The sequence below is a fragment of the Microbispora hainanensis genome, assembly GCF_036186745.1.
Taxonomy (GTDB): Bacteria; Actinomycetota; Actinomycetes; order Streptosporangiales; family Streptosporangiaceae; genus Microbispora.
The window spans coordinates 5,775,258-5,791,351 of the sequence record NZ_CP108086.1 but is presented as its reverse complement, the minus strand read 5'-3'; the positions used below and the strand labels follow the sequence as shown (position 1 = coordinate 5,791,351).

Sequence of the window (16,094 nt, the reverse complement as noted above, 5' to 3'; positions counted from 1 at the left end):
AGGGGGTCAACGGGCATATCCGGAGGTTTCCTCACCTTATGCCGCGGCACAGTCAACCTGAGGTAGCCTCAGATTGTCAACGCCTCCGGAGACGCCTCCGGGACCACCCGGCCCTCCACGTGCAGCGTCAGATGGGCGGGCACGCCGACGATCTCGACGAGGTCGTGGACGAACCGCGAGCCCTCCTCCACCGGGGTGAAGCCGTAGTGCGGGTAGAGATCGCGGACCTTGCCGTTCTTGGCGGTCGGCTGGTAGCGGCCGTGAACCGCGGCGAAGCCGGCATCCCGGGCCGCGTGGAGCACCGCCGACAGCACCGCCTGCTCGATGCCGCGGGCGAAGACCCGGCAGCTCAGCAGGAAGTTGTCGACGACCAGGCCGTCCGGCCGGGCCCGCAGGAAGAGCGCGCCGACCAGGCCGTTGCTCCCGAAGCGGTCCGCCGCCGAGATCGCCAGCACCCGGCAGCCGGGCCGTTCCGCCCGCTCCCGGACCTCTTCCGGCGACAGGCGCTCCGTGGTGAGGTTGAACTGGTTGGTCCGCAGCGTGATCTGGGAGAGCCGGGCGGTCTCCCCCGGCTCCGCGGGAGCCAGCCGTACGGACACGTCCAGGCCGGCCAGGAACTCCTCGGCCGAGCCGGCGGCGGCGAGGAACTCCGACCGCGCCGCCTCCTCGTGGTAGCGACGGGTCCGCGCCCGGTCCTCCGCGGTGACCTCGGTCGTGGTGAACCACCCGTCGGCGAGCAGCGTCGTCGCGTGCAGCGCCGGATCGCCGCCCAGATGGACCACGACGGTCTCCGGGACCCCGGCCGCGACCGCGGCGCACTCGTGGACGCTGTCGTCGGCGAACACGACGCTGTCGCCGCCGAGGTTCAGGCCCTCCGCCAGCGCGCGCAGGTGCACCGGCTTCGGACTCCAGTCGGCCAGGATCCGCACGAAGTCGTCCTCGCGCAGCAGCATGCCGGGGTGGTCGCGCAGGGCGGCGAGCACCGTGTCCCGGTCGTTCTTGCTGACCACGGCGAGCAGCACGCCCTGGGAGGCGAGCTGTTTGGCCACGCCCTGGAAACGGCGGAACGCCTCGCCGCGCGGGCCGTGCCCGACCTCGATGCCCTCCACGCCGTCGTCGCCGAGGATCCCGCCCCACAGCGTGCCGTCCAGGTCGAGGGCGAGCACCTTCTTGGCCCGTCCGGTCCTCGCCCTGACGAGGTGGCCCAGCTCCCGCGCGTACGCGCCGAGCAGCGCGTCGGACAGGTGCGCCCCCGCGTAGATCTCGAAGCGGGGGTCGCTCAGCTCGGTCGCGGACGACAGCAGCGGGTCGACGTCCACGACGACCACCCGGTCGGCGGACGCGCCGAGCTCCAGCAGCTCGGCGTTGGCCCGGCGCCAGGCCGCGCCCAGCCGGGCCCGCGACCTGTGGTCGAGCAGCCGCGCCTGCCACAGGCGGGGCAGCGGCACCGTGTTGAGCACGAGCGTCCCCGAACCGCTCTCGCCGTACCGGGCGGCCAGCCCCCGCCACAGGGCGATCTTCCCGGCGAGCACGCGCTCCACGTCCTCGGCCGTGAACGGCACGCTCACCTCGTCGAACACGGTCGCATGATCGAGCACGCAGACCACGAGATCGGGCCGTTCCGCGTACAGCTCGCTGCCGGGGTCGCCCAGCTCGAAGACGTACGAGCCGAAGCCGGTGAGCCGGACGGACGGCACGTATCCGTGCCGGGCCAGCTCCCCGACGAGCGCGACGCGCAGCGCCTCCAGCGTGCCGTGCCCGGTGACGGTCACCCGCACGGCCGGCAGGCTCGGGTGGAGCTCACGGGCGGTGTCCAGATCGGCGCGGGCGAGCAACCGCGCCGCCCGGGCGGCGTCCTCGGCGGACATCGCGGCGAGGAGCGGGCCCACCTCGTCGAAGCGCTCGGCGAGCGCCCCGTCCCGGTGCAGCCCGCGCAGCCGCGCGAGCGCGGCGGCGGTGTCGATGGTCATCGGAGCTCCATGGCGTCGTGCTCGGATCGTGAACGCGGGTCGCCGCCGGCCTGGGAGGCGAGCAGCTCGTCCAGGCGGGCCGCCAGCTCGTGGGCCGTGCGGTGGTCGAGCACCAGACCGGGCGGGACGTTCACGCCGGTCTCGCGGGAGATCCGCCCGGCGATCTCCAGCGCGCCGAAGGACGTGATGCCCGCCTGGGTGAGGTCGTCGTGCGGGCCGACCGCCCCCGCGGCATGCCCGAGGGCGCCGTCCACGGCCGCGAGGACCATGGCCAGCAGCACGGCGTGCCGCTCCTCGGCGGGCACCCCGTCGAGCGGGGACGACGCCGCCGCCGGAATCTCGCCGGACTGGTTCTCGCCGGACCCCTGCCCGCTCACGCCGGACCGCCAGCGCCGCAGCGCCGCCACGACCTCCCCTACGGCGTCGGGAGGCGCGGCCACGCCGCCGACGACGGTCGCGAACCGCTCGGCGTCGAGGTCGTCCACGGCGCGCCACAGCTCCCGCTCGCGCGGCGAGCCGCTCCGGACCCCGTACGAGGGAGTGATCCAGTGCCGCTCGTGCCGGAAGGGGTAGGTCGGGACGGCGGCCGGATCGGCGCCCGGGCCCTCGCCGATCACCTTCGCCCAGGCGACCGCGACGCCCCGCGCGTACGCCTGGGCGAGCGCGCGCAGCACCGAGCGGGCCTCGTCCGACGGGTCGCGCACCAGCGGGATCGCGGCGACCTCGCCGCTCTCCCCCGCGAGGCAGTCGGCGACCATGCCGGCCGTCGTGGCGTCGGGGCCGATCTCCACGAAGGTGTCCACGCCGAGGGCGCGCAGCGCCCGCACGCCGTCGTGGAAGCGGACCGGCTCGCGCGCCTGGGCGGCCCAGTGGTCCGGCGCGGCCAGTTCCTCGCGCGTCGCGACCCTCCCGGTGCGGGTGGAGACCAGCACGGCGGCGGGCTCCCGTACGGTCAGGGCGCGGGCGGCCTCCGCCAGGCCGCGCAGCGCCGGGTCCATGTGCGGCGAGTGGAACGCGTGGCTCACCGCGAGGAGCTTGGTCCGCACCCCCCGCGCCCGCCACGCGGCCGCCAGCTTCCGCACGGCGGCGGCGTCCCCGGAGATCACCGTCGAGCGGGGGCCGTTGACCGCGGCCACCGCGACCAGGCCGTCCACCTCCTTCAGCGAGGCGGCGACCTCCGGCTCCGGCGCGCGCAGTGACACCATCGCGCCGCCCTCGGGGGCCGCCTGCATGACCAGGGCGCGGGCGACGACCAGGGCCGCCGCGTCGTCGAGCGAGAGGGCCCCCGCGGCGTGCGCCGCCGTGAGCTCCCCGATCGAGTGGCCGAGCAGCGCGCCGCCGGTCAGGCCCAGCTCTCCGGCCAGCCGGAACATGGCGAGCTGGGTGGCGAACAACGCCGGCTGGGCGAACTCGGTGCGCCGCAGCAGCGCGGCCGCCGGCGACCCCTGGGGGGCGAACACCACGTCGGCCACGCCCGGGCCGTCCGCGCCGCGCAGCGTGCGGGCGCGGTCCAGTGCGGCGCAGGCGGCGTCGAACGCCGCGGCGTACGCGGGGAACCGCCGGTGCAGCTCCCGGCCCATGCCGGGACGCTGGGTGCCCTGCCCGGAGAACACGAAGGCCACCGAGGGGGCGGGCCCGGCGGTGCCGACCGGCGCGGCGGGCGCGGCCAGCGCGTCCAGCTCCCGGGACAGCTCGGCGGCGTCGGCGCCGATCGCCACCGCCCGATGGCGGAACGACGAGCGGGCGCGGATCAGCGTCCGCGCCACCGCCGCGATGTCGGCCCCCGCTCCGGGCCCGCCGGCGCGCATGCCCGCGACACCCGAGCGCTCCCCCGTCGCTTCGGAGCCCTTCCCCGCCCCGTCCGCGGGCTCCCCGGGCGTGCTCGCGGCGCGCAGGAGGTCGCGCAGGCGTGCGGCCTGGGCGCGCACCGCCTCGGGTGACCGGCCCGACAGCACCCAGGGGATCGCCACCGGCTTTCCGTCCGGCTCCGCCGACGGCTGCCCGCCGGGTCCGGGAGCCGGCGCCCCGATCTCCCCGCCCCGCCCCGCGCCGGCCCCTCCGTCCGGCTGGGGAGCCGGGGGCTCCTCGACGATGACATGGGCGTTGGTCCCGCTGATGCCGAAGGAGGAGACACCCGCCCGCCGGGGCCGGCCGGTCCTGGGCCAGGGCCGGGGCCGGGTCAGCGGGGCCACCCCGCCCTCGTCCCAGTCGACCAGCTCGGACGGCTCGTCCGCGTGCAGGGTCGCCGGAAGCGTCTCGTGCCGCAACGCCTGGACCATCTTGACGACCCCGGCCACCCCGGCGGCGGCCTGCGTGTGTCCCAGGTTCGACTTCACCGAGCCGACCCACAGGGGCTCCCGCCGCCCCGGGGCCCTGCCGTACGCCTCGATGAGGGCGCCCGCCTCGATGGGATCGCCGAGGGCCGTCCCGGTGCCGTGCGCCTCGACGGCGTCCACGTCCGCCGGGGACAGTCCCGCCGCCCGCAGGGCCGCCTCGATCACCTTCCGCTGGGCGGGGCCGCTCGGCGCGGTGATGCCGTTGCTCGCCCCGTCGGAGTTGACCGCCGAGCCGCGGATGACGGCGAGGACCGGGTGACCCGCGCGCAGGGCGTCGGAGAGACGTTCCAGCACCAGTATCCCCGCGCCCTCGCCGAATCCGGTGCCGTCGGCCGACCGGGAGAACGCCTTGCACCGGCCGTCCCCGGCGAGCCCGCCCTGCAGGGCGAACTCGGCGAACACCCGGGGCGTGGCCATGACCGTCGCCCCTCCGGCGAGCGCCAGGTCGCACTCGGACGCCCGCAGCGACCGTACGGCCAGATGGATCGCCACGAGCGACGACGAGCACGCCGTGTCCACCGTGAGGGCGGGCCCCTCGAACCCGAAGGTGTAGGCCAGGCGGCCCGAGGCCATGCTGGTGGCGTTTCCGGTCATCAGGTAGCCCTCGGCCTCGGGCGGCACGCCGTCCAGGGGCGGGGCGTAGTCCTGGTAGATCACCCCGGTGAACACGCCGGTCCGGCTGCCGCGCAGCGAGGCGGGCACGATGCCGGCCCGCTCCATGGCCTCCCACGACACCTCCAGGAGCTGGCGGTGCTGGGGATCCATCGCGGCGGCCTCGCGCGGCGCGATCCCGAAGAAGGCGGCGTCGAAACCCGCGGCGTCGTCGAGGAACCCCCCGGCCTTCGCGTGCTCGCGCAGCGCCGGATCCCAGCCGCGGTCGTCCGGCGGCTCTCCCACCGCGTCGGCGCCCTCGGCGACCACCCGCCACAGGTCCTCCGGCGAGCGGACGCCGCCGGGAAACCGGCAGGCCATCGCCACCACGGCCACCGGCTCGGGCTCGGTCAGGACCGCCAGCTCCCGCTTGACCCGCGCGAGCTCGGCGGTCGTCCACTGGAGGTACTCCACCAGTCGCTTCTCGTCAGACATGCCGCCGTCCCTCGGATCGGAACTCGGAGTCGATGAACCGGAACAGCTCCTCCGCGGTCGCCGGGACCTCCGCGCCGGTCGCGGGAGCGGGAGGAGCGGTGAGCGCCGGGACCGGCGGCTCCTGGCCGTCCGGACCACCGGGGTCGTCCGGGGCCAGGCGGCCGAGCAGGTACTCCGCCAGGGCGTCCGGGGTCGGATGGTCGAAGACCACGGTGGCCGGCAGCCGCAGGCCGGTCGCCTTGCCGAGCCGGTTGCGCAGCTCGACGGCGGTCAGCGAGTCGAACCCGAGCTCCCGGAAGCTGCGCGGCTCGCCGGCGTCGTCCTCGGGCGCCCGGCCGAGCACGGCCTCGACGTACCGCAGCACCGTCTCGTTCACCAGCGCGCGCCGCCGGGCGGGCTCCGCCGCGGCGAGCAGGCCCGGCAGGTCGGGGGCCGTCCCCGCCGGAGCGTCCGCCCGGGGTGCGTCCGCTCGGGCGAGCCCGCGCAGGGGCGCGGCGAGGTCCGGTGCGGCCGCCAGCCTCGCGGGGTCGAGCCGTACGGCGGTCAGCGCCGGGGCGGCCGCGTCCAGCGCCGCGTCGAGCAGTGCCAGGGCGTGCTCCGGCGTCATCGGCAGCAGGCCGGAGCGGGTCATCCTGGCCCGGTCGGCCGCCGAGAGCCCTCCCGTCATGGCGCTGCCGGACCGCCACAGGCCCCAGGCGACGGAGGTCGCCGGGAGCCCCTCGCGGGCCCGCAGGGCGGCCAGTGCGTCGAGGAAGACGTTGGCCGCCGCGTAGGCCGCCTGTCCCGCGCTGCCGGCGATCCCGGCCGCGCTGGAGAACAGCACGAACGCGGCGAGGTCGAGGTCCCGCGTCAGCTCGTGGAGGTGCCAGGCGCCGTCGGCCTTCGGCCTGAGCACGGCGTCGAGCCGTCCGGCGTCGAGCCCGGCCAGTGTGGCGTCGTCGAGAACGCCGGCCGCGTGCACCACGGCCGTCAGCGGCCGCTCCGCGGGCACCTCGCCGAGCACGCGGGCCATCGCCGCGCGGTCCGCGACGTCGGCGGCGGCGACCGTCAGCCGCGCCCCGAGCCCGTCCAGCTCGGCGCGCAGGTCCTCGACCCCGGGCGCCCGCTCCCCCCGCCTGCTCACCAGCAGCAGGTTCCGTACGCCGTGCCGCCGGGCCAGGTGCGCGGCGACCAGCCGTCCCACGCCGCCCGTGCCGCCCGTGACGAGGACCGTGCCCTCGGGGTCGAGCGGGCGGGGGATCCGCAGCGCCACCTTGCCGACGTGGCGGGCGAGGCCGAGGTGCCGTACGGCCTCGGGCGCCCGGCCGGCCTCCCAGGCCGTCACCGGGAGCGGAGCGAGGACGCCCTCGGCGAAGAGCCCGGCGATGTCGGCGAGCATGGCGGCGATCCGGTCCGGCCCGGCCTCGGCCAGGTCGAAGGCCCGATAGAGGACGCCGTGGCGGTCGCGGATCTCACCGGGGTCGCGTATGTCGGTCTTGCCCATTTCGACGAAACGGCCGCCGGGCGCGAGCAGCCCCAGCGAGTGGTCCACGAACTCGCGGGCCAGCGAGTTGAGCACGATGTCCACGCCCCGGCCGCCGGTCGCGGCGCGGATGGTCTCGGCGAAGGACAGGTCGCGCGAGTTCGCGACGCGCTCCGGTGGCAGCCCCGCCCGTTCCAGGTAGGGCCACTTGGCGGGGCTGGCGGTGCCGAACACCGTGAGCCCCCAGTGACGGGCGAGCTGGATGGCCGCACCGCCCACGCCGCCCGCCGCCGAGTGCACCAGCAGCCGCTCACCGGGCCGTGCGGCGGCGAGGTCGCGCAGCGCGTAGCAGGCCGTGAGGAACACCGCGGGCACGGTCGCCGCCTGCGCGAACGTGAGCCCGGCCGGGATCGGGGTGAGCAGGCGGTGGTCGGTGACGGCCCGCGGCCCGATGCCGCCGGCGACGAGCCCCATCACGCGGTCTCCCGGTGCGAGGCCGGTGACGTCGTCGCCCACCTCCAGCACGACGCCCGCTCCCTCGGTGCCGAGGTCGGCCGAGCCGGGGTACATGCCGAGGACCAGCATGGCGTCGCGGAAGTTGAGGCCCGCGGCCCGCACGGCCACCCGCACCTCGCCGGGCCCGAGCGGCCGGTCCTCCACGGGCCGGCACGCGAGGTCGTCGGCGACACCGCCCTCCCCCGCCTCCAGCCGCCAGCCGCCGCGCGGCCGCATGAGGTCGGGGCGGCGGGGGGTCAGCCGGGGCGCCAGCGGGCGGCCGTCCCTGAGCGCCGTCTGCGGCTCCCCGGTGGCGACGGCGTCGAGCACCGCGGAGAGCGGAGCGCCGCCGTCGTCCACGAGGGCGATCCGGCCCGGCTCCTCGCTCTGCGCGCTGCGGACGAGGCCCCAGACGGCGGCGCCGTCGAGCGCACCCACCGGGTCGCCGGGGGCGGCGGCGACCGCGTCCCGGGTGCGTACGACGAACAGCGTCCCGGCGAGCCTGGCGTCGGCGAGGCCGCGCCGCAGCGTGCCGAGCACCTCCAGCAGGGCCGTCCTGACCGCCCCGGGCACGTCGCCGTCCGACACGGCGACAGGCGCGGCGACGGGCGCGGTGATCACCAGCACCCCGGGGGCGGGCGCCCCGGCGTCCAGGGCCGCGAGCGCCGCGTCCACGCCGGAGAAGTCCGCGTCCGCGGCCCCGAGCACCCAGGCGTGCTCGCGCGGGACGCCGGAGCCGGGGGGCACCGGCTCCCAGACGAGCTCGTACAGCGAGTCGCCGGAGGCCGCGGCGAGGTCGGCCGGATCGGCCACGCGGAACGTCACCGCGTCGGCCGACGCCACCGGCGTGCCGTCCGCGGCGGTCAGTTCGACGGCCACCGCGTCGTCGCCCGCCCGGCGCAGGCGTACGCGGACGGTCCCGGGAGCCGGGCCGTGCGGGGTGAACCCCCGCCACGTGAAGGGCAGGCGTACGGCGCCGTCATCGGGGAACAGACGGGCGGGGGCGAGGGCGTGCAGCGCGGCGTCGAGCACGGTGGGGGCGAGACGGAAGCCCGCGGGGGCCTCCAGGGACACCTCGGCGAAGACGTCCTCTCCGGACCGCCACGCCGCCCGAAGGCCTCGGAAGGCCGGGCCGTAGCGGTAGCCCTTCGCCGCCAGATCCTCGTACAGCCGGTCGACGGGCAGGGGGACGCTCCCGGCCGGCGGCCATGCCCCCGCGAGGGAGCCCGCGTCCGGGCCCGCGGGCACGGCGGGGGCGGGCACGGCGGGGGCGGGCACGGCGGGGGCGGGCAGTGCGGGGGTAAGGACGCCGTCGGCGTGGGTGGTCCACGGCGCGCCGAGAGGATCGCCCTCGGGGTCGGGGCCGGAGGCGGGCCGGGCGTGCACGCCGACCTCGCGCCGCCCGTCGGGATCGGCCGGGCCCACCGTCACCTGGATCTCCGTCGCGCCGGACGGCTCCAGCACGAGCGGCCGGGTCAGGGTCAGCTCGTCGACGCGCGGCGTGCCCACCGTCTGTCCCGCGAAGGCGGCCAGCTCCGCGAGCACCGCGCCGGGCACCAGCACCGTGCCCTCCACGGCGTGATCGGCCAGCCAGGGGTGGTCGCCGAGCCCGAGACGGCCGAGCAGCAGCACGCGATCCTCGCCCGCCGGCCGCAGCACGGCGTCCAGCAGCGGGTGGGCGACCCGGCGGGCCCCCGGCACGGCGGCGGTCCTGGCCGGCGCGTCCAGCCAGTGGCGGCGCCGGTCGAAGGCATAGGTGGGCAGGGTGGGGATCGGCCGCGGCGCGCGGCCCGACGGCCCGGCGAGCAGGTGGGCTCCCCAGTCGACCGGCACGCCGTTCACCCAGGCCTCGGCCACCGAGACGAGCACGCGGCGCAGGCCGCCGTCCTCCCGCCGCAGGGTGCCGACGACGGCGGGCGAGCGGACCTCGGGGTGCGCGTCGAGGATCTCCTGAACGCCCATGCCGATGACCGGGTGGGGGCTCACCTCGATGAACACCTCGTGCCCGGCCGCGACGGCCGCCTCCACGGCCGGTTGGAGCAGCACCGGGCTGCGCAGGTTGCGGTACCAGTACGCGGGCCGCCCGAAATCGGTGTCCCCGGCGGGGTCGACCCTCTGCCCGGTCACCGTCGAGAAGACGTCGGCCGTGTACGCCGGCGGCGCGGGCTCGGGCAGCACCTCGAGCAGCTCCGCCTCCAGCGGCTCCACCTGGGGAGAGTGGGAGGCGTAGTCCACGTCGACGAGCCGGACGCGCACGCCTCGCTCCCGCAGTTCGCGCCGCAGCCTGTCCACCGTTCCCGCGGTCCCCGCGACGACGGTGGAGGCGGGCCCGTTGACGGCGGCCACCGCGATCCCGGCCGCCTCGCCCTCGGTCGCCTCGATGGCCTCGGCGACCACGTCCGCGGGAGCGGCGACCGACAGCATCGCGCCCCCGCCGGACAGTGCCCGGAGCGCGCGGCTGCGCAGCGCCACCACCGCCGCCGACTCCTCCAGCGACAGGGCCCCGGCCGCGAGCGCGGCGGCGATCTCGCCCTGGGAGTGACCGACGACCGCGGCGGGACGTACGCCGAAGGACTCCCAGACCGCGGTCAGGCCGGTCATCGTGGCCCACAGGACGGGCTGGACGACGTCGGCCCTTCCCAGGTCGGCGCCGTCGAGCAGTGCCTCACGCAGCGACCACCCGGTGACCGGGTCCAGGGCGGCGGCGCATTCGGCGATCCGGGCGGCGAAGGCGGGCGACTCCTCGATCAGCGCCCGGGCCATGCCGTCCCACTGCGCGCCCTGCCCGGGATAGAGGAAGACGGGCCGCCGGGGCTGCCTGGCGTAGCCGGTGACGGCGGTCGCGGCGGGCGCCGCGTCGGCGACGGCGGCGAGCCCCTCGATCGCCTCCCCGATGTCCGAGGCCACGACGACCGCCCGGTGCCCGAACTCGGCCCTGGTGCGCACCAGCTCCGCCGCGACGTCGGCCAGCGGGACTCCGGGGTGCCGCTCCAGATATCCGGCCAGTTTGCGCGCCTCGCCGCGCAGGGCGCCCGGCGACTTGGCCGACAGGACCAGCGGGACCGCGGCGGCGGGCGCCGGCTCCGGCCGGGCGCCGGGTGAGGCGTCCGCGGCGGGCGGCTCCTCGACGATGACGTGCGCGTTGGTGCCGCTCATCCCGAAGGCCGAGACGCCGAAGCGCCGGGGGCGGTCTCCGGCGGGCCAGGGCACGGCCTCGGTGAGCAGTTCCAGCCCGCCCGCGTCCCAGTCCACGTGGCGCGACGGGCCGTCGACGTGCAGCGTGCGCGGCAGCGTCTGGTGCTCCAGCGCGAGGATCATCTTGATGAGGCCGCCGACCCCGGCCGCCGCCTGGGTGTGGCCGATGTTCGACTTGAGCGACCCCAGCCACAACGGCGGGCGGTCGCCTCTGGCCGCGCCGTACGTGCGCAGCAGGGCCCGCGCCTCGACCGGATCGCCGAGCGTGGTGCCGGTGCCGTGGGCCTCGACCGCGTCCACGTCGGCCGGAGTCAGCCCGGCGGCGCGCAGCGCCTCCTCGATCACCCGCTCCTGGGCGGGGCCGTTGGGAGCGGTGAGCCCGTTGCTCGCGCCGTCCTGGTTCACGGCCGTCCCCTTCACGACGGCGAGCACCGGGTGGCCGTTGCGCCGTGCGTCCGACAGCCGCTCCACGAGCAGCAGGCCGACGCCCTCGCTGAAGCCCGTCCCGTCCGCCGCGTCCGCGAACGCCCGGCACCGGCCGTCGGGCGACAGCCCGCGCTGGCGGCTGAACTCCACGAACGTCGCCGGTGTGGCCATGAGCGTCGCGCCGCCGACCAGGGCGAGGTCGCACTCCCCGGCCCGCAGCGCCCGTACGGCGAGGTGAAGAGCGACGAGGGAGGACGAACACGCGGTGTCGACCGTGATCGCGGGGCCTTCCAGGCCGTAGGTGTAGGCGATCCGGCCGGACGCCACACTTCCGGCGCTGCCGGTGCCGAGGTAGCCGCCGTGCTCGCGGGGGTCGTCCTGGGCCCGCGCGCCATACTCGGTGTAGATGAGGCCGACGTATACGCCGGTGCGCGAGCCGCGCAGGCGGGACGGGTCGATGCCGGCCCGCTGGAACGCCTCCCATGACGTCTCGAGCAGCAGCCGCTGCTGCGGGTCGGCCGCCCGCGCCTCCCGGGGGTTCATCTCGAAGAAGCCGGCGTCGAAGTCGGCGGCGTCGTGGATGAAGCCGCCGTAGCGGGCGTAGGACGTGCCCGGGGTGTCGGGGTCGTCGTCGAACAGCGCCGCGAGGTCCCAGCCGCGGTCGGCGGGGAACGGCCCGATGGCGTCGCCGCCCGCCTCCAGCAGATCCCAGAGTTCTTCGGGGGTGGTCACGCCGCCGGGGTAGCGGCAGGCCATGGACACGATCACGACGGGCTCCTCCGCCGCCGCGCCATCGTGCCGCGCCGGGACCGCCGGAGCCGCGGCGGTGGCGGCTCCGGCCAGGGACTCGCCCAGATGGCGGGCCAGTGCGCGCGGAGTGGGATGGTCGAACACGAGCGTGCTCGGCAGGCGCAGGCCGAGGGCGCGGCCGAGGTGGTCGCGGAGTCGCACGCCGGTCAGGGAGTCGATCCCCAGGTCGCGGAAGGGCCGGTCGGGACGCACCTCCCCTGCCGAGTCGTAGCCGAGGATCCCGGCGACCGCCCGGGCCACCAGGTCGAGCAGGCGATCGTCCCGCTCCCGCGCGCTCAGGCCGTCCAGGGCGGTGTACGCCCCGGCGGGCGTCTCCGCGGAGACGTCGTTCGCGGCCGCCCGCCTCTCCGGGGGCGTCAGCCGCAGCCCCGGGGACACGGCCGGGGACGCCTCGTGGCCGGCCTGCGCCGATGCGGCACGTACACGTACCTCGTCGGCCGTCAGCACGGTCCTGCCGTCGTGGTCGGTGAGAAGCACGGTGAAGGTGTCCGGGCCGGTCCTGCCCAGCCGCGCCCGCAGGGGGCCGCCGGCCGGGGCGTGCGCCCGCACCCCGCTCCAGGCGAAGGGCACGACTACCTCGGACGGGCCGTCGTCCCGCGTCACGCGGTCGAGGAACGCGGCCTGCACGACGCCGTCCAGCACGGCGGGATGCAGCGCGAAACCCTCCTCCCGGGGCGGCGCCGGCGGCCCGGATGCCGCCAGCTCGGCGAACAGCTCACCGTCCCGTCGCCAGGCGGCGCGTACGGCGCGCAGGGCGGGGCCGTAGTGCGCCCCCGCCTCGGCCAGCCGGTCGTAGCCGGCCGCCACGTCGATCCGCTCCGCGCCCCCGGGCGGCCACTCCCCGGGAGAACCGCCCGGCCGCACGCCCTCGGGTGGCCGTTCGGCTCCCGCACCGCCGGGGGGGCTCGCGGGGCTCAGGGAGCCGGAGGCGTGCAGCCGCCAGGCGCCCGCGGCGTCGCCCTCGCCCGTCCTTGCGTGGACCGTGAAGGTCGCGCCGCCGGCCGCGTTCTCCACCTCGGTCCGCCCCTGCACCGCGTCCTCCACCTGCACCGCGTCCTCGGCCTGCACCGTGCCCTGGACCGTGCCCTCGGCCTGCACCGCGCCCTCGGCCTGCACCGCGCCCTCGGCCTGCACCGCGCCCTGGACCTGAACCTGGACCTGCACCTGCACCGGACCCGCCGTCTCCACCGGGGCGACGAGCGTGACGTCTTCCACGACGGGCAGGCCGACCCGATCACCCGCCGCCAGCGCGAGTTCGACCAGCGCGCTCCCGGGGAGCAGCGGTCGCTCCCCCAGCCGGTGTTGCCGCGCCCACCCACCGGCCGGCAACGCGCCCGCGAACAGCACCCGCTGCCCCTCGGCGTCCTCGACGGCCACACCGAGCACGGGGTGGCCGGTCGGGGGGAGGCCGGACGGCCCGGCGGTCACCGCGTCCAGCCAGTAGCGCCGCTCCTGGAAGGCGTACGTGGGAAGGTCGAGCACCCGCCCGGCCGCGAACGGCCCCCACTCCACCGGCACGCCGGCCGCGAACAGCGATCCGGCCGAGGTGAGCAGCCGGTCGAGCCCTCCGTCGTCGCGGCGCAGCGTGGCCACGACGTCCGCCTCGGCACCGGCCTCCTCGGCCGTGTCCCGCAGCGGCGCCGCCAGCACCGGATGCGGGCTGACCTCCAGGAAGCATCGGTGGCCCGCGGCGATCAGGGCGGCCACGGTCTCGCTGAGCCGCACCGGCTCGCGCAGGTTGGCGTACCAGTACGCGGCGTCGAGCGCGGCCCCGTCCAGCTCGCCGGCCACCACCGTCGAGTAGAAGGGCGTCCCGCCGGACCTGGGGCGGATCCCGGACAGGCGGGCGAGCAGCGTCTCGCGCAACGGCTCCACGGCGGGCGAATGGGACGCGTAGTCCACGGGCACGAGCCGGGCCCGCACGCCCTCGGCCTCGCATCGGGCGACGAGCTCCCGCACCGCGCCCGCCTCGCCCGACACGACGGTGGCGGCGGGCCCGTTCAGGGCCGCGACCACGACGCCGCCGAGACCGGCGAAACGGCCGCGGACCTCGGCGGCGGGCAGCTCGACCGACGCCATCGCCCCGCCGCCCGCGATGTCCGCGATGGCGCGGCTTCGCCGGGCGACCAGGGCCGCGGCGTCGGCCAGGTCCAGGACGCCGGCCGCGTACGCCGCCGCGATCTCGCCCTGGGAGTGGCCCACCACCGCGGCCGGTTCGACGCCGAAGGAGCGCCACGCGGCGGTCAGCGACGCCATCACCGCGAACAGGGCGGGCTGCACCACGTCGACCCTGTTCAGGAGGCCGGCCGCGCCGCCCTCCGGCGAGGTCACCACCTCGACGAGATCCCAGTCGACGTACGGGGCGAGTGCGGCGGCGCACCGCAGCAACTCCTCCCGGAACGGCTCGGAGGCGGCGAACAGCTCACGGGCCATCCCGGCCCACTGGGACCCCTGGCCGGGGAAGACGAACACGGGCCGCGCCACGCCCTGCGCCTCCCCCGCCACGGCACGAGGGGACGGCAGGCCCTCCTCCAGCGCGGCGAGCCCTCCCGTCAGCGCGCGCAGGTCCGTCCCCACCACGACCGCGCGGTGCGCGAGGTCGGCCCGCGCCGTACGCAGCGTGCGGGCGACGTCCGCCGGGACGGCTTCCGGGTGGTCCCGGGCCCACCGCCGCAACCGGCCGAGCTGGGCGCGCAGGGCCGCCTCGGTGTGCCCCGACACCGTCCATACCACCGGCCGGACCACCGGCCGCACCGCGTCGGCCGCGTCCGGCGCCGCGCCGGACGCGGCCTCCTCCGTGGACGGGGCCACCGCGGGGAGGGCGTCCCCCGCACCGGCCTCACCCTCGCCGGCTTCCCGCGCGCCCGGCTCCCCCGGCGGGGAGAGCGCCCCGGTCTCGGCCGGGGGCTGTTCGACGATCACGTGGGCGTTGGTGCCGCTGATGCCGAAGGAGGACACCGCGGCCCGGCGGGGGCGGTCCCGATCGGGCCAGGGACGCGCGGCGGTGAGCAGGGCGAGACCACCGGCGGCCCAGTCGACGTGCGGGGTGGGCTCGTCGATGTGCAGGCTCGCGGGGAGCACGCCGTGCCGCATGGCCAGCGCCATTTTGATGACGCCGCCGACGCCCGCGGCCGCCTGGGTGTGCCCGATGTTGGACTTGAGCGAGCCCAGCCAGACCGGATCACCGGCCGGGTGGGCCTTGCCGTACACCTCCATGAGCGCGTTCGCCTCGATGGGGTCGCCGAGGCCGGTGCCGGTGCCGTGCCCCTCGACCGCGTCCACGTCCTCCGGCCCGAGACCGGCGTCGGCGAGCGCGGCCCGGATGACCCGCTGCTGCGCCGCACCGTTGGGTGCGGACAGGCGGCTGCTCGCGCCGTCGGAGTTGACCGCGCTGCCGCGCAGGACCGCGACGACCGGATGGCCCCTGCGCCGGGCCTCCGACAGCCGCTCCACGAGCACCAGTCCGACGCCCTCGGCCCAGCCGGTGCCGTCGGCCGCCGCGGCGTACGCCTTGCACCGGCCGTCGGGGGCCAGCCCGCGCTGGCGGCTGAACTCGACGAAGGTGGCGGGGGTCGCCATGACGGTCGCGCCTCCTGCCACGGCCAGATCGCAGTCGCCGCGGCGGACCGCCTGCGCGGCGTAGTGGAGGGCGACCAGCGACGACGAGCACGCCGTGTCCAGGGTGACCGCCGGTCCCTGCAGGCCGAAGGCGTAGGCGATGCGGCCGGAGGCGACGCTCCCCGCGCTGCCGGTGCCGATGAACCCCTCGAATCCCTCGGGAGCGCGCACGTGGCGGGAGCCGTAGTCGGAGTACATGACCCCGACGAACACCCCGATCCGCTCGCCCGACAGCCCGCGCGGGTCGAGCCCGGCCCGTTCGAAGACCTCCCAGGTGGCCTGGAGGAGCAGCCGCTGCTGGGGGTCGACGGCCAGGGCCTCGTGCGGGCTGATGCCGAACAGCTCCGCGTCGAAGCCCGCCGCGTCGTGCAGGAACCCGCCCTCGGAGGCGTAGCTCGTGCCCTCCCGGTCCGGGTCGGGGTCGAACAGCTCGTCGAGGGGCCACCCCCGGTCCCCCGGGAAGGGGGTGATCGCGTCGGTGCCCGACTCGACCAGCCGCCACAGGTCCTCGGGCGTCCGCACGCCGCCGGGGTAGCGGCAGGCCATCGCGACGATCGCCAGCGGCTCGTGCTCGGCCTGTTCGAGCCGTTCCAGCTCCGCGCGGGCGCGCAGCAGGTCGGCCGTGGTCCGCCGGAGGTAGTCGCGCAGCTTGTCTTCATTCGCCATGGATGAACCGCTCTCCGTCCTGAAGATCCG

Annotated in this window: 3 protein-coding genes; all 3 read right to left on the bottom strand. The window is 77.0% G+C overall.

Translation table 11 applies throughout. From position 1 onward, the window contains the following. Positions 1–68: 68 nt before the first annotated feature. From OHB01_RS26855 to OHB01_RS26845, 3 genes are read right to left on the bottom strand one after another with little or no spacing between them, the layout of a single operon-like run. Positions 69–1,970, bottom strand: a complete 1,902-nt coding sequence (locus tag OHB01_RS26855) for an HAD-IIIC family phosphatase (protein ID WP_205830217.1) — start codon at positions 1,968–1,970, stop codon at positions 69–71. Further along, complete coding sequence (locus tag OHB01_RS26850; RefSeq protein ID WP_328854137.1) at positions 1,967–5,392, bottom strand: type I polyketide synthase; 3,426 nt, start codon at positions 5,390–5,392, stop codon at positions 1,967–1,969. Before OHB01_RS26850 ends, OHB01_RS26855 begins: the two co-directional genes overlap by 4 nt. Next, positions 5,385–16,064 carry an SDR family NAD(P)-dependent oxidoreductase gene (locus OHB01_RS26845; protein WP_328854136.1) on the bottom strand — a complete coding sequence of 3,560 codons (10,680 nt, stop codon included), beginning with the start codon at positions 16,062–16,064 and terminating at the stop codon, positions 5,385–5,387. The genes OHB01_RS26850 and OHB01_RS26845 overlap by 8 nt, the downstream gene beginning before the upstream one ends. Positions 16,065–16,094: the final 30 nt, after the last annotated feature.